This is a genomic window from Blastocatellia bacterium (assembly GCA_035573895.1).
Classification (GTDB): Bacteria; Acidobacteriota; Blastocatellia; order HR10; family HR10; genus DATLZR01.
On sequence record DATLZR010000073.1, the window covers coordinates 25586 to 41106 of the forward strand.

Annotated in this window: 16 protein-coding genes and 1 tRNA gene; 2 read left to right on the top strand and 15 right to left on the bottom strand. The window is 58.3% G+C overall.

What is annotated here, in order from left to right; all coding sequences use genetic code 11:
* The first annotated feature begins 11 nt into the window (after positions 1-11).
* Complete coding sequence (locus VNM72_07400; protein ID HXF05225.1) at positions 12-557, top strand: DinB family protein; 546 nt, start codon at positions 12-14, stop codon at positions 555-557.
* 1 nt (position 558) lies between these two features.
* Entirely contained in the window at positions 559-2115 is a 1557-nt protein-coding gene (locus VNM72_07405) for a sugar transferase (GenBank protein ID HXF05226.1), read from the top strand.
* Positions 2116-2123: 8 nt separating this feature from the next.
* On the opposite strand, the gene VNM72_07410 is transcribed toward VNM72_07405, so the two are convergent.
* From VNM72_07410 to VNM72_07480, 15 genes are all read right to left on the bottom strand, one after another.
* Complete coding sequence (locus VNM72_07410; GenBank protein HXF05227.1) at positions 2124-4523, bottom strand: exo-beta-N-acetylmuramidase NamZ domain-containing protein; 2400 nt, start codon at positions 4521-4523, stop codon at positions 2124-2126.
* A 102-nt stretch (positions 4524-4625) separates the two neighbouring features.
* The gene (gene hisI, locus VNM72_07415) at positions 4626-4958 is read right to left on the bottom strand and encodes a phosphoribosyl-AMP cyclohydrolase (protein HXF05228.1); all 333 of its coding nucleotides are present in this window, start codon (positions 4956-4958) and stop codon (positions 4626-4628) included.
* Positions 4955-5725 (bottom strand): imidazole glycerol phosphate synthase subunit HisF, encoded by a 771-nt coding sequence (gene hisF, locus VNM72_07420; protein ID HXF05229.1) that lies wholly within the window; start codon positions 5723-5725, stop codon positions 4955-4957. The genes hisI and hisF overlap by 4 nt, the downstream gene beginning before the upstream one ends.
* Before the next feature lie 7 nt (positions 5726-5732).
* Positions 5733-6461, bottom strand: coding sequence for a 1-(5-phosphoribosyl)-5-[(5-phosphoribosylamino)methylideneamino]imidazole-4-carboxamide isomerase (gene hisA / locus VNM72_07425; GenBank protein HXF05230.1), 729 nt, complete (start codon positions 6459-6461; stop codon positions 5733-5735).
* Positions 6461-7060: an imidazole glycerol phosphate synthase subunit HisH gene (gene hisH / locus VNM72_07430; GenBank protein HXF05231.1), complete on the bottom strand. Its 600-nt coding sequence runs from the start codon at positions 7058-7060 to the stop codon at positions 6461-6463. The genes hisA and hisH overlap by 1 nt, the downstream gene beginning before the upstream one ends.
* Before the next feature lie 3 nt (positions 7061-7063).
* On the bottom strand, positions 7064-7639 hold the full coding sequence (locus tag VNM72_07435) for an imidazoleglycerol-phosphate dehydratase (GenBank protein HXF05232.1): 576 nt from the start codon (positions 7637-7639) through the stop codon (positions 7064-7066).
* A gap of 7 nt (positions 7640-7646) precedes the next feature.
* Complete coding sequence (locus VNM72_07440) at positions 7647-8834, bottom strand: HAD family hydrolase (GenBank protein ID HXF05233.1); 1188 nt, start codon at positions 8832-8834, stop codon at positions 7647-7649.
* Positions 8831-9925, bottom strand: a complete 1095-nt coding sequence (hisC, locus tag VNM72_07445; GenBank protein ID HXF05234.1) for a histidinol-phosphate transaminase — start codon at positions 9923-9925, stop codon at positions 8831-8833. Before hisC ends, VNM72_07440 begins: the two co-directional genes overlap by 4 nt.
* A 75-nt stretch (positions 9926-10000) precedes the next feature.
* Positions 10001-11335: a histidinol dehydrogenase gene (gene hisD / locus VNM72_07450; GenBank protein HXF05235.1), complete on the bottom strand. Its 1335-nt coding sequence runs from the start codon at positions 11333-11335 to the stop codon at positions 10001-10003.
* On the bottom strand, positions 11322-12308 hold the full coding sequence (gene hisG, locus VNM72_07455; GenBank protein HXF05236.1) for an ATP phosphoribosyltransferase: 987 nt from the start codon (positions 12306-12308) through the stop codon (positions 11322-11324). The genes hisD and hisG overlap by 14 nt, the downstream gene beginning before the upstream one ends.
* A 538-nt stretch (positions 12309-12846) precedes the next feature.
* Positions 12847-13041, bottom strand: a complete 195-nt coding sequence (locus tag VNM72_07460) for a hypothetical protein (GenBank protein HXF05237.1) — start codon at positions 13039-13041, stop codon at positions 12847-12849.
* An 84-nt stretch (positions 13042-13125) separates the two neighbouring features.
* A tRNA-Leu gene (locus VNM72_07465) sits at positions 13126-13210 on the bottom strand.
* Positions 13211-13226: 16 nt separating this feature from the next.
* A complete protein-coding gene (gene secG / locus VNM72_07470; GenBank protein HXF05238.1) occupies positions 13227-13544 on the bottom strand; it encodes a preprotein translocase subunit SecG in 318 nt (105 codons plus the stop codon).
* Between the two features lie 7 nt (positions 13545-13551).
* Entirely contained in the window at positions 13552-14310 is a 759-nt protein-coding gene (gene tpiA / locus VNM72_07475) for a triose-phosphate isomerase (protein HXF05239.1), read from the bottom strand.
* A gap of 20 nt (positions 14311-14330) precedes the next feature.
* Positions 14331-15518, bottom strand: coding sequence for a phosphoglycerate kinase (locus tag VNM72_07480; GenBank protein ID HXF05240.1), 1188 nt, complete (start codon positions 15516-15518; stop codon positions 14331-14333).
* Positions 15519-15521: the final 3 nt, after the last annotated feature.

Consider the following 15521-nt stretch of genomic DNA (forward strand, 5'->3'; position numbering starts at 1 on the left):
ACGGGATCCCGATGATGAGGTTGTTCCCGATGGAGGTTTCGCTCGATCACTGGAAGGAATACGCGTGTCGGCAGATGACGCGCGCACGAGAAGCGACGCTCCGGTTCATCATGCGTCTTCCCGAGCGCGTCATCATTGAGCCGCACACGCAGGGTCAGTGGTCAATCAAAGACGTTCTCGCCCATCTCATCGCCTGGGAAGAAGAGGCCATCAGGCGACTCGAGCTGATCTTGCGCGATCAAGGGGATCGGATCGTTTTCATTGATGATCGCCGGGCAGCCGACGCCTTCAATGCCGATGCGGTGCGGCGGATGCGACGAACGTCCCTGAAGACGTTGCTCCACCGGATGGCGCGAACGCGGGCTCGCCTGACTCAACGATTTCAGCAGCTCCCGATCTCCGCCCTTAACGATCCCCGCCATCGCTATCCGGTGATCGAGTGGTTCCCGGAATTTGCCTGGACGCATGAGCACGATCACCTGCGCCGGATGCAACGATGGTGGTATAACCGACGACGAACCATTCGGCGGAAATCGAGCAAGGAGAATCCAGCTTAGGATGCCTCGGCCAAGACTGATCCGAGGAGCAATCTCTGCCATTCTGCCTCTGGCCGATAGCCTTATCGCCGCCGGATCGTTTCTCTTCTCCTTTCGTCTGAGGATGCTCAATCACGTTCCTTCAGTGGATGAGGTCATCGGTTTGCTTGGCGCCGGTGAACTTCTGTCAACGCTGAAGTGGGAGACGTTTCAGCCCTACCTTCACCTGTTCCTCGTCGCTGTGCCGCTTCACCTGTTCTGGCTCTCTCGCAACCGGTTCTACCTTCTCAGAGGGGAATTTTCGCTGCTGGACGATTTCGTCGGCCTGATCAAGGCGACGACAATGGCCACGCTCTGGCTCATCGTCATTGCCTTCATGTACCGGGGCGTCTTTGCCTTTCGCGAGTATTCATATTCTCGAGGGATATTTTTGCTTCACGCGGTATTCACGTTCACGGGATATATGGTGCTGCGCCTCGGCCTCCGGTGGGCCCAGACGATGCTTCGGCGTCGTGGCCGAAATCTGATTCCTGCGCTCATTGTCGGAGAAGGAGACCTCGCCGAGCTTTGCTTGAAGGAAATGACATCGAAACCGCACCTGGGGTACCGTGTGGTCGGTGTGGTGACGTCGCCGGGAGCCACGCGATCCAGCCCGACCCGCTCCTCGAAGTATTCTCTTCTGGGAGACCTCAATGATCTGCCTGAGATCGTGCGCCGGTGGGGCATCGAAGAGGTCTTCATCACGGATTCGACGATCAATCCCGATGTTCTCTTTGAGACCATTATGAAATGCTGGCGGTGGCAGCGGGTGAGTTTCCGCGTGGTGCCTCATCTTCTGAACTGCTTGCCGAGCAAAACCGCTCTCGATCATATCGGCAGTCTGCCGATGGTTCAGCTCTTTCAAGAGCCGCTTCGGGGCCCCGCGCGACATCTGAAGCGGGCGTTCGATCTCGTGGCGTCAGCTCTCGGCCTCATTGTGCTCAGCCCGTTGCTTGCCATCATCGCCGCGATCGTGAAGTTGACCTCGCCCGGACCCATACTCTTTCGCCAGGAGCGTGTGGGAATGGATGGCCGAATTTTCCTCGCCTACAAGTTTCGGACGATGTATCCGGATGCAGACGACCGGCCGCATCGTGAGGTGGCTATCCGATTGATTAAAGGGGTCGGCTCCCCCCCATCGCCGGGGATGTCACTCACGCCGACAATGACCGTAACGCAGAACGTTCTTTACGGCAAAGTGCCGGGGGACCGACGCATCACCCCTGTGGGACGATGGTTGCGGCGGTGGAGTCTCGATGAACTCCCCCAACTGATCAACGTCCTCAAGGGCGAGATGAGCCTCGTGGGTCCGCGTCCGCCAATCCCTTACGAAGTTGAGCTTTATTCCCCCTGGCACCGGAAACGGCTCGATGTCAAGCCCGGACTCACGGGCCTGTGGCAGGTCAGTGGCCGCAATCGCCTCCCGTTCGAACGAATGGTCGAACTCGATCTCTACTACATCGAAAACTGGTCGTTCTGGCTCGATCTTCTCATTCTCCTCAAGACCATCCCCGCTATCCTCCGCGGGGACACGGAATGACCAGGGGGCTAATTGTAAAGAAGATACTTCCGCCGGAGGCGGCGGAACTCCTCGAGCGAGCTTTGCCAGGACCTCTCGATTTGATCGGCATCAGCTCCCTGAAGGAGCAACTCCAGTGCTCGACGGTTAGCCAGCAATCGCCCGAAGTCCTCGGCCCGCCACGACTCTCGAAACAGCTTTCGAAGGGCAACGGCTATTTCTATCCCCAGCCGCACGGGCCGAAGCGCTGAACGATCCGTGATGACGATCATGATTCCGCCGCACTCTTCCCCAGCGAATTTCGACGCCCGGGGTGTAAATCGGATCGGGATGAAACGCACGCCCGGGATGCTTTTCTGATTCAGCTCAAAAGCCAATCGCTTTCCATCGAGCCAGGGAGCCCCGATCTGTTCGAAGGGTCGCTCGGTTCCACGCCCGACGGAGAGATTGGTCGTTTCCAGCAATCCGATGCCGGGATACAGCGCCGCCGCATTCATACTTCGCATGTTCGGCGACGGATTGATCCATTCCAGAGATGTGGCGTCGAACCACTGATCTCGCCTCCATCCCTCTATCCGGACGATGTCTAACTCGACACCGATCTTTCGTTCCTCGTTGAAGAGCTGCGCCAGCTCGCCGACGGTCATTCCGTGACGAATTGGGATGGAATGATAAGCGGTGAAGGACAAAGAATCCGCATCGGCCAGCGGGCCCTCGACGTCCACCCCGTTGATTGGATTGGGCCGATCCAGAACAACGAACCGGATCCGACGTCGAGCGGCTTCTTCCATCGCATACCCCATCGTGGTGATGTACGTGTAGAAGCGAGCGCCGATGTCTTGAATGTCAAAGACGAGCGTATCAATTCCTTTGAGCGTCTCCTCGGTTGGTCGTCGTCGCTCACCGTAAAGGCTGTAGATGGGCAGCCCTGTCTTCTCATCTCGCGCATCTCCGACCGGTTCATCGGCATGGCCGCGAATCCCGTGCTCGGGGCTGAAGAGGGCAACGAGGGTCAGACCTTTCGCTCCGGCGAGAAGATCAATCGTACTCGTCCCATCGCGCGCTCGCCCGGTATGATTCGTGATGAGTCCGATGCGCCGTCCCGCTAATCGAGCGAAGGCTTCCTGACGAAGGACGTCAATTCCCGTCAAAACCGTCGAGACCGCCGGTGCTGACGCGCGAGTGGGCATGCTGTCAGAAGGAATGGCCGGAGAGGCCGGCCTCTCCCAGGCCGGCAAGGGGGGAGCAACAATCGCGGCGGCAACAATGCTTGCCACTCGACCTCTCAGTGATGTGACGTCACCGCGCCCATCAGGGTGGACCCGATTACTCAAGAAGATGACGAACGTTTGACTCCCGGGATCGATCCACAAAGAGGTGCCTGTGAACCCCGTATGACCGAACGAGCCGAGGGGGAAAAGATCTCCTCGGTTGGAGGAATACCCCGTGTTAATATCCCAGCCAAGACCTCGCATCTCGTTCAGGGGAAGTCCGCGCGATTCCGTCATCCGTCGGACGCCAAGTGGACTGAGGATGCGCACGCCCTGGAATTCTCCACCGTTGAGAATCATTTGAGCATAGATAGCCAGGTCATCGGCAGTGGAAAAAAGTCCCGCGTGACCGGCGACACCCCCCAGGGCATAAGCGCGCGGATCGTGAACTTCCCCGATCATCCACCGTCCCTCTCGTCGTTCGGTCGGAGCACACCGCTGGCGTCGAAGCTCATCCGGACGAAACATGGTGTCCTTCATTCCGAGAGGGCGAAAGATATTTTCAGACGCAAACACATCGAGCGGCTGGCCTGAGACGCGTCGGACCAGTTCGCCCAAAACAATATACCCGACATCGCTGTAGATGAACCGGGTTCCCGGTTCGACGATCGGGGCAAGCTGATAGATTCGCTTCATTGCCTCGACGGGACCGTCTCGGTAGTCGTCCAGATCATTGTCGGCAATGAGCCCGCCCCGATGAATGAGCAGTTGCTCGACGGTGATTCGCTGCTTTCCGTTTTGACCGAATTCAGGGATGTAACGGGCCACCGGATCACCCAATCGCACTTTACCTCGTTCGACGAGAATCAGCACAGATGTCGCCGTCGCCACGACCTTGGTCAACGAGGCCAGATCGAAAATCGTATCTACGGTCATCGGGACGCGCTCCGGTTCGACAGCTCGAGAGCCGAGCGCCTTGCGATAAACAATGCGACCTCGTCGTCCAACGGCGATCACAGCTCCCGGCAGTTCCTTTCGGCTAATGGCCTCTTGAACGACATGGTCAATTTCGCTCAGGCGCTCGGCCGACATCCCGACCGCTGCCGGTGGTGCGAACGTTAACTCCCCAGCTTTTGGTCTTTGAGCCGCCGGCTGAACCGGTTGATACAGTAGGACAATCAAAAGGACTCTCCCGACTCCGCTCACCCATCGTTTCATGGCATCTCCGAAAAATCTCTTCAAGCCCGTTACGGGCGGAACGCAGGTTTTCTCGTATCTGCGCTCGCCGGGGGAAGCTCTAAGCTCGGTGGCGCCGCGCGTTCATAGGCGCAGCGTCTGGGTGAAGCATGTTCTCGTTCCCTGATGGCAGGCCACACCTGTCTGATCCACCAGGTAGATCAGCGCATCGGCATCGCAGTCAACCAGGATTTCCCTGACCCGCTGGACATGTCCCGAAGTCGCGCCCTTGCGCCACAGCTCCCGGCGCGAGCGGCTGAAATAATGGGCATAGCCCGTCCGAAGGGTCTCTTCGACCGCCTCGCGATTGGCGAAGGCCACCATGAGGACTTCACCGGTTGTGGCATCCTGCGTGACCACGGGAATGAGCCCGTTCATTTTGGCGAAATCAAGAGCGTCAACAGTCACCTCGCTCATCTTCGCACCTCGATGCCTCGTTCATAAAGGTAGTGCTTAACGACCGGCAGGGGGAAGCGGTCGTAATGGAAAATGGACGCCGCCAGCGCCGCATCTGCTCCCCCGACCGTGAATGCTTCCCAAATGTGATGAGGATGACCGCAGCCGCCACTAGCAATAACAGGAATGGGCACAGCCTCCGCAACAGCGCGTGTCAGTTCCAGATCATATCCCTGCTCCGTGCCATCACGATCAATTGATGTGAGGAGAATTTCGCCGGCTCCGAGGGCGGCCACCTCTTTGGCCCATGCGACCGCATCCCGCCCCGTCGGTTTCTTCCCCGCATGGGAGTATACTTCAAACCAGAGGTGATCTCCGTCGTACCGTCGGCGGGCATCAATGGCCACGACGACGCATTGTTGTCCGAACAGATGACTGAGTTCGGCGACAAGTTCGGGTCTCTCCAGGGCTGCTGTATTCACCGAGATTTTATCGGCTCCGCTGCAGAGAATCGTTCGCGCATCCTCGACCGTGCGAATCCCTCCACCGACCGTAAACGGGAGATCGAGGTGCGCCGCCACCCGCCGGACAACTTCCACGAGCGTGGCGCGAGCTTCAACCGATGCCGTTATGTCGAGGAACACCAGCTCGTCAGCTCCATCATCTCGATACCGAATGGCCAATTCGACGGGATCGCCGGCGTCGCGCATCTGGCGGAAATGTGTCCCCTTGAGGACGCGCCCACGATCCACATCGAGACAAGGAATGATGCGCTTGCTTAGAGCCATACCCGAACTAGTTGGACCCGGCGTGCGACGTGAACGCCCGAAGCTCAGCGAGCCGTATCTGTCCCTCATAGACGGCTCGTCCCACGACGACGCCCTTCACCCCGATGCGCTGAAGCTCGGAGATGTCGCCGATATGGCCAATTCCTCCACTCGCAATCAGATGAATATCGGGAACAGTTGCCAGGCGTCCCAGAAGATCAAAGTCCGGTCCCGCTAGAGTCCCATCTCGGTCAACGGCGGTGACGAGAAAGTGCCGTACTCCGAGGGCTGCGAAATGACGGACCGCGTGCTCGATGGCGATTCCCGTCTCCCGCGTCCATCCCTCGATGAGGACGCGTTCGCGAGCCCCATCCAGGGCGACGACGATCCGATCACGGTCGTATCGCTCAAGGAGTCGGCAGAGGACGTCTTCATGGCGGAAAGCAAGCGTGCCCAGAACGACCCGACTCACGCCACGATCGAGCAGCTCGCACACATCTTCCTCACGCCGCAGTCCCCCACCGACCTGGACAGGGATTTTGACTTTTTGCGCAATTTTCACCACTACCTCTCGCTGCGACCCGCGCGACAGCGCCGCATCGAGATCTACGACGTGCAGCGCCCCGGCTCCTTCCCTTGCCCACCGGACAGCCATTGCCAGGGGATCATCACCGTAGACCGTCATCTGTGACGGATCGCCTTGCCGCAACCGGACGACCCGTCCTCCGAGGATATCAATGGCCACATAAATCTCCATTACGACTTTGCCAGACGCAGAAAATTCCGCAGAATTTTCCGTCCCGTCGGACCGGATTTCTCGGGGTGAAATTGGGTACCGAAGAGACTGCCCTGCCCCACGATGGCGGGAAAGCGAACGCCGTAGCTGCACCGAGCGAGCACGATCTTCTCGTCAGCGGGTGCGGGGTAGAACGAGTGAACGAAATAAACCCATTCGCCGTCGGCGACGCCCTCCAGCAGAGGATGGGGCTGGGCGATTTCTAGCGTATTCCATCCGATGTGAGGCACCTTCACCGACTGAGGCAAACGGACGACGCGACCCGGGAAGAGATGCAATCCTTCCCCCGGCGCTTCCTCACTCTGATCGAACAGCAGTTGCATTCCGAGGCAGATACCCAGCACGGGGAGCCCTCGCTCGATGAGTTCCGCCAGCGACTCGCGCAGGGAGCGCACGTGTGCGGCGGCCGGTGCGAAATTCCCCACCCCAGGCAAGATCACGGCATCATAACCGCACGAGGGAAGCTCCGACACAACGAGGGGTCGCGCGCCTTCTCGTTCGAGAGCCGAGCGCAGGCTGAAAAGGTTTCCCACCCCGTAATCCAGGATCACGATGCGCATCTTTCAGATCACCCCTTTGGAACTCGGAACACCCGACCGGCGCGGATCGGCTGACACTGCCTGTCGGAGAGCCAGCGCGAGCGCCTTCACCCCGGCCTCGACCTTATGGTGATCGTTCTCGCCATAGTGTACGATGACGTGGATTGTCGCTTCAAGCGCCGTCGCCAGCGATCGCAGGAAATGATAGATATCCTCCCGCGGCATATCTTCCACGCCGTCTCTCTCGATCTTCAGGTCAACTACCGCATACGGACGACGCGCAAGATCAACACTGGCTGAGGCGAGAGCATCATCCAGCGGCACAACCGCCCATCCGAAGCGAGAGATTCCTTCCCGCCCTCCCAATGCCCGATTGAGGGCCTCGCCAACCGCCAGCGCCGTATCCTCGACGATATGATGCACGAGATCCCCGTCCGCCGATACCTCCAGATCAAAGAGCGCGTGGTGGCCGATCAACTCCAGCATGTGTTTGAGAAAGCCAATTCTCGTCCGGACGGATGCGGCCCCCGTCCCCTCAATACGAACGGTGGTCGTGATTTCCGTCTCGCGTGTCTTTCGCTCAACGTGACCGGTGCGCATAGGGTCCTCACCTTTTTAACGAAGACAGGACGCCGGGCAGCTCATTGACCGAAGGGAGAATGAGCGCCGCTCCGGCATCCATGAACAGGCGGATCCTGGCTCCCGGGTTGTAGCCATAACGATAGACTCCACAAAAGAGGCATCGAATGCCGCTCATCTCCGCCCGCCTGACCATGATGAAATCTTCGGCGGAATCGCCGACATACAGCAGTGCCGGTGGATGACCGAGTGCACTCCTGGCTTTCAGCAATCCATAGGGACTCGGTTTTCCGATGGACTCCGCGTGTTCCCGGTCATATTCGTCTTCGAGAAAGACGAGCGCCGACGAGTCAAAGACAGTCAGCCGATCACCGAGCGTTTTCTCGGCGGTACTACGGCGCCGACCGGACACAATGCCAAGCCGTCCAGAGAAAAGAGCAGCTAAGCGACGACCGACAGTGTCGGTGAGAATCGGTCGCTCGTGATCCACACACCCCGACCCGCGAGCGAATCGCGGTTCGATCCCGAAGACGGTGCGACAGTACTCCTCTCCATAGAAAAACTCATTGAAAACCGTGACGACGAGACTCTCGCCCATTGCTCCGGGATAGGCGAGAAATCGCTGAAACGCTGAAAGGGCGGTGAGCTTCCAGGAAGGAAGTTCCCATGACTCACGGATCTGTCGTTCGACCGATGGCAAGCCAGAGCTATCGGCTGCGTCCGCCAGCGCCAACAAACGGGCACGCGCCTGGTGGACATTGAGCGGCGAGCGCCATCGAATCGCTTCGACGAAAGCATCCTTCCGCCTGATCTCTCGCACGTAGGCGATCAGCCGCTCGGTCGCCTCCGTGATAAAGGCCCCCCCCAGGTGCTCATCGGTCTCCAGAAAAACTCGTAGCAGCGCGTCATCAAGTTGAACAAACGTCCCCAGCAAAAGAGCACATACCGTATCCCAATCGTTGTTGAACCCGCCGCTCTGGCGAAAGCGATAAATCATGCGCCGGGTCGCCAGCGGGGAAAAATCCCGGTAGAAGAGTTTGCTGAGGAGGTATCGAACGGTTCGACTTATGGCCACATCGTACGAGGGACGAACATCAATAAGTACCCCGTCGCAATCGAAAACGAGAGCAGAAATCGAAGCAAGTGCCTCCCGTTCGTCCGCGCGAATGTAGGCACGTCCCCCCTCCGTCGGGACTTCGGAGTAGACGACGTTCATCTCAAACACTCCCTCAGAGTCTCGACGACGAGATCGTTCACCTCCGGGACGCCCACCGTTATTCGCAAACAGCCCGACCAACCGAGAACGTCCCCGACGAGCTTGATTCGAATTCCCCGATCGGCGAGCGCCGAAAGGATTCCTTCAGCTCCGTCCCCAGCGGCCAAGAGAAGAAAGTTTGTTTGCGATGGGAACACCGTCAGTCCCAACTGAAGGAGACGATGCCGCAATCGCTCGCGCTCGGCCTTCAGCGCGTCCACGGCCCCACGAACGATCGCCGGTTGAGCGAGAAGCTTCACCGCCAGCCGAAGAGCAAAGGCATTCAGGGGATAGGGGTATTGAACTTTCTCCGCGAAGACGCGAATCAGTCTCGGGCGACCGATCATGTACCCGAGACGCATTCCGGCAAGTCCCCACGCCTTGGACATCGTCCGGAGAATTACGACATTGTCATACTCCCTCACGAGATCAGCCAGGCTCTCCTCGGCATACTCGACATAGGCCTCGTCAACGACGACGAGCGCCGATCTATCAGCAATCAGTTGTTCCACATCGCGACGAGCCAATGAGTTTCCCGTCGGATTATTGGGCGAGCAGAGGAAAAGCAGTCGGGCTGCCGGTGCGGCTAGTTCTTTTCGCATCCTCTCAACATCCAGCGAGAAATCAGGACGAAGAGGAACCTCGATGAACCGAGCGCCTGTCAGCCGACTTCGAATGCGATAAAACGAATAGGTGGGAGTGACCGATACCGCCGTCGTCGTCGGACCGAGGAAAACATCGCACAGGAAGGCGATGAGCTGATCTGCTCCGGAACCCAGGAGAATATGATCTTCCGGGAAACCTGTTGTCGCTGCGAGCGCTGAAACAAGTGCGGCATAGTCCGCTGCGGGATAGAACCGAGGATCCACCTCCCGAGCGACTTCATCCATGAGCGACGCCATGAGCGTTTCGGGGAGATAGCTGTTTTCATTGGCATCGAGTTTCCCTCGAGGGTGAATCCCATCAGATCCCGCCCCGGCCCACGGCAAAGGATACCCTTCGGCCAGCGCCAGTTCCTCAAGCCGCCTGTCGAACCAGTCCTTCACCTTCATTCTCGATCACGACGCGTTCCGTTTATCACCGTTCGAAATGCTGGGGGCGACGACCCCCGCGGCGGTTCAGTGAACTCAATCGTCTCTCCAACGCCTCGCGAGCGCCGCATAATGATTGGGCAGCCCTTCGGCCCGCGCCAAAAATCCCACAGGCGTGACAAAACGATCGAGCGTTGAATCGGAACACTCAACGGCTGTCATCCGCTTGAGGAAATCGAATGCGGAAAGACCAGATGCCCGACGAGCCCATCCACCGGTCGGAAGAACGTGGTTGGTCCCCACCACATAGTCAGTCAGTACCACCGATGTATCCGTTCCCACCAGAATCAATCCCGCTGACGTAATGCGACGGGCAACCTCCCATCCATCTTTCATCATGATTTCGAGGTGTTCGGGCGCGAACTCGTTGACGAACTGGATGAGGCGATCAACATCCTCATCGTAGACCACGAACCCATGCGTCCTCAGTGCGGTCATCACAAGTTCGCGCCGAGCTACGCCGGGCAGAAGCTGGGCGATCATTTCCCTGACTTCCTCGGCCAGTGCTCGGGATGTTGTGACCAGACCGCAGACGCTATCCTCACCATGTTCTGCCTGGGAGATGAGGTCCCAGGCGATGGCGCGGGCATGACCTGTGTCATCGGCGAGCACCACCAGCTCCGATGGTCCGGCTGGCATATCAATCGCGACCCGATCAGACACAAGCTGTTTGGCCATGGCGACGACGGAACTGCCGGGACCAACGATCTTCTCCACCGGCTGAATCGTCTCCGTCCCAAAGGCCATGGCGGCGATGGCCTGTGCCCCGCCGATGCGATAAATCTCATCTACCCCACATTGATCGGCGGCCACGAGCACGAGCGGATGAACCTTTTTTGTTCCATAGACCGGCGGCGTACACAACACAACCCGACGCACGCCTGCCAGTTTCGCGGGAATCACGCTCATCAAAACCGAGCTGGGGTAGACGGCCTTCCCTCCAGGGACATAGCAGCCGACACTCGAGAGAGGAGCATACCAACTGCGAATCACCACGCCCTGCCGATGAATCTCCCGAACCGGGAGGCGACGGAGCCAGGCGCGCTCGGCTTTTTCGATATTTTTCCGGGCGAGCGTCAACGCCTTCAGCTCGTCCCGCGAAACGGCTAGATAAGCACGCTCGATCTCTCGCCGAGAGACGCGAAGATCCGACGGACGGAGCGACACCCCATCGAATTTCTTCGCCCATCGGATAAGAGCACGATCGCCCTTATGAGCGACATCCATGAGGATTCGCTCGACGTCCAAACGCAACTTCGGCAGTGATGGCCGACGATTCAGCCGGCGGGCGAGAAGCTGTCGAACCGAGAGATGACCTCTCGCCGGACGCGAGTCGAGCCGTTCGAGGCGAAGAATCTCACGACTTCTCATAAGCTTCGTCCCGGGCGATTTCTTCCAGCGGGAGGATCTGGCGCGGCTCGTGCACCACCAGCCCCTGCGCGAGTTGCCGTAACACGGGCAGCAGGGTGAGGAACTCTTGTTTCTCCACCACGGTATTCACAGAATACCACCCCTTAACCGAGAGCGCGCTTATCGTCGGTCGCTTCAAGGCCGGTAATCGCTGGAGCAGCGTGTCGAGATTTTCCTCCTTGACGTTGACGAAGATGTGGAGTTTCTTAGCGCCGTCAATGACGCCCTTCAAAAGCGTCATGATGTCATAAATTTTCTCCCGCTTGGCCCGCTGCCGTAGCGCCTGACGATTGGCGATGAGAACGGCCGAAGACTCAAGGATCGTCTCAATGGCTTTGAGGTTATTGCGCTCCAGCGTAGTTCCCGTTTCAATGAGATCAATGATGGCATCCGTATCTTCAGGAGGCTTGGCCTCGGTGGCCCCAAAGGACAGGTAAATCCTGACCTTGTCATTTGTGCCCCGCCGCCACCAGGGAGTGATTACCATCGGTTCCCGCTTGCCGAAGGCTCTACGGTAGGTGGGATTGGCCTTGACGTACTCTGCCGAGATGTTGAGATACTCCGCGGAAATGCGCACCGGTTTCCCCTGCCGCCAGAAGTGACGAAAGAGATCGGACAGCGACGTCACGGGTAAGGTGGTCGGCACGGCAATGACGAGTTTTACCTTTCCGTACTCGAGATCGAGAAGGGTCTCGACGTTGGCGTGGGTCTCCTGAATCCAATCCTGACCCGTAATGCCCACATCGTGAAGTCCTTCGGCAACGAAGATCGGGATCTCCTGCGGGCGAAGCATCTTCAGCTCGATCTCGGGATCGCTAATTCGTGGCCGGTAAGTCCGCTCCCGGCCCGAGATCGTGTACCAAGCTCGTTCCAGCAAGTCAAACGTTGCTTTTTCGAGCGACCCTTTCGGGATGGCGAATCGAACTCTACTCATGGGCGACCGTGAGTGACCATCACAGAAGATGGGGTAAATGGTTTCGTTCTCTTACCGCTGTTTTTCATCGTGACGCTACAAAAGCCTACAATTTAAGAGGATCATCGGGCGACTGTCAAGCAACTCAAGAAGGTGATCCATTCCGAGCGAGTGGCACCTTTGTTCAAGCCAGAAAAATGACGACAGACGTTCGATCCACCATTGGAGGAAAATTCTCTCGGGGACGAAACTGAAACAAATCAAAGAGCACACCCCCCACGTCTTATCCACGTGTATGTGAGATGATTTGCGTGCAGGACGACGATTGAGCGATCTGCTTCTTTGGAGAGAGCCCGAGAGGAGAGAGGTTTCCAGGCCTTTAGCTATGAGTTATCTTCTCCCGCCTCACGCATTGATTCTTCCAAATAAATGCCCCCTCGTACGATTTGGAATCTCGGGACACAAAGAGCCCTGTTCTGCACAGACTGTGTATGGTGCGATCCTCTGTCCCCGGTCCTTCGGCCACGTGGAGACGGTCTGGTTCCTCTCCGCAATCCGGTTAATCGGCGGACGGCACAGGGGGTTTTTCTTTGCCGCGCTGGAGTAATTCGTCAATAACTGCGACGCCACTTTCGATAACGGCTTGAACAGCTAAGAGCATTTCCTTCTGAGCCCGCAGCAGGTGGTCAACGCTCGCCCGGGGAACACCCAGACATTCAATGGCTTCAATCAGTTGTGATGCCAGCTCCTTCACCTTCTTCCCTCATGTATACGGCGAGCAGGAGCGCTCTGGCTCCTGGAATTGCTCCTCTCTCATTCACAGGAGGCAGAAGGGGAATGGTGCCGAAGGGGGGACTCGAACCCCCACGGGTTGCCCCACACGCCCCTCAAACGTGCGTGTCTACCAATTCCACCACTTCGGCACCCTTTGAGCATCTTTCACTTTTGTTGCGGCGGCTGAGGCGGTTGCGTGGGTTGAGCCTGCTGCTCTATGGGTTTAACCCGCTGGACCACCGACGAAGGCCCAAGGACATTGGGCAGGCTAAAAAGAAGTCCCAGGGTCATGAAAATGGCAGCCGCGACAATGGTAACCCAGCCGAGGAAGTGTTGAGTGCCGCGCGGACCAAACGCCGTCTGGCTCCCTCCCCCACCAAAGAGGGCAGCGGCATCCGCTTTCCCCGGTTGAAGCAACACGGCAATGATTAGAATCAAGCAGTTGAGTACGTATAGTCCAAGCAGGACTCGAACCCACCACATAAGTGAATCACCTCGCGTAATTCACGATCTCCGCGAAAGTCCGCGCCTCCAGGCTCGCTCCCCCGACCAAAGCACCATCAACATCAGGCTGACTCATAAGCTCGCCAATATTATCCGGCCTGACGCTCCCTCCGTAAAGAATTCGCACGGCGTCGGCCGTCACTTTCCCAAAAATTCGCGCGATGAGACGGCGAATGAATTCATGCATCACCTGCGCTTGTTGCGGCGTGGCCGTTTTCCCCGTCCCAATCGCCCATACCGGTTCGTAGGCGATGATCATATTGGACATATCCTCGTCTGTCAAGCCAGCCAATCCCCCGGCGATTTGCTGTTCGACAACAGCGAACTCCCGTCCGGCCTCTCTTTCAGGCAGGGTTTCCCCTACACAGACGATTGCCTTCAGGCGACCCTCCAACGCGGCTCGTATCTTTCGGTTGACCATCTCATCGGTTTCTCCGTAAAAGAGCCGACGTTCCGAGTGACCGATGATGACGTATTCGCACCCGGCATCCCGCAGCATGGCGGCGCTCACCTCGCCTGTTCGCGCGCCGAATCCCCCGATATCGCAGACGTTTTGAGCGGCGACCTTAATCGCTGACCCATCCAGTCGGTCAGCAACCGCCCGTAACGCCGTAAACGGTGGGGCAACAATAACCAGACAGTGCGAGACGTGTCCAACCAGTGATCGAAGTTCTCGCGCAGTTTCCGTCGCCTCCGGTAGAAGTTTATGCATCTTCCAGTTTCCCGCGATAATTGGCTGCCGCATTGACCAATCCCCTCGCTCCTCTAAGTCTTCTCTGTCAGTGCCGCGACACCTGGAAGATCCACGCCGGCCAGGAACTCCAGCGTTGCACCACCACCCGTTGAGAGATGCGTGATTCGGTCCGCAACTCCCGCGCGATGAATCGCGGCCACGGAATCCCCTCCACCGACAATAGTGACTCCCTCCACCGATGCCACTTCATGCGCCAGCGCCACCGTCCCCTGATCGAACGGTGGGCGTTCAAAGACGCCAACGGGCCCGTTCCAGATCACCGTTCGAGCCTGACGAATCCTTTGCCCGAACAACTCAATCGTGGTCGGGCCAATGTCCATACCTATTGCTGAAGGGGGAAAGGCGTCTCCGCTCACAACGCGAGGGGGTGCCGTGGGATCGGTTGAATCAACAACCACATGGTCAACCGGTAATACGAGGGGAACCTGTCGAGCCTCCGCCCTCACAAGCAAATCACGAGCTGTGGAGACGTAATCTGTTTCAACCCGAGACGCCCCGACGTCTCCTCCCCGGGCCACCAGGAAGGTGTAGGCCATGGCTCCCCCAATCAGGATGGCATCCGCGTGATTGAGAAGATTCGTCAACACGGGAATCTTATCCGAAACCTTCGCTCCCCCCAAGAGAACAACAAAGGGATGCTCCGGATGAGTGAGCGCACGACCGAGATAGTCTAATTCCCTTTCCATGAGCAAACCGGCAGCGGCCACCGGCACAAAGGACGTGATTCCGACTGTCGAGGCATGGGCTCGGTGGGCCGTCCCGAAGGCGTCGTTGACATAGAGATCGGCCAGCCGCGCCAGGGAGCGAGCGAATTCGGGATCATTTTTCTCTTCGCCCGGATGAAATCGCAGATTTTCCAAAAGGAGAACGTGTCCTTCGGCAAGGCTGCTCGCCAGGGCCTCGACCTCTGGACCAACGCAATCCAGAGCGAACGTGACGATCGGTCCGAGCCGCTCGGTGAGCACATCGGCCACGGGCCGAAGGGAATACCGAGAGTCACGCTGACCTTTGGGGCGTCCCAAATGAGACGCAACGATCACTCGGGCGCGGCGCTCTATCAGGTAGCGAATGGTCGGAAGTGACGCGTCAATCCTGGAGGCATCGGTGACGCGCCCGGCCTCGATCGGGACATTAAAGTCAACCCGAAGGAAGACGCGCTTGCCGCACAGATCGAGATCTCTCACCGACAGTTTCGCCATACC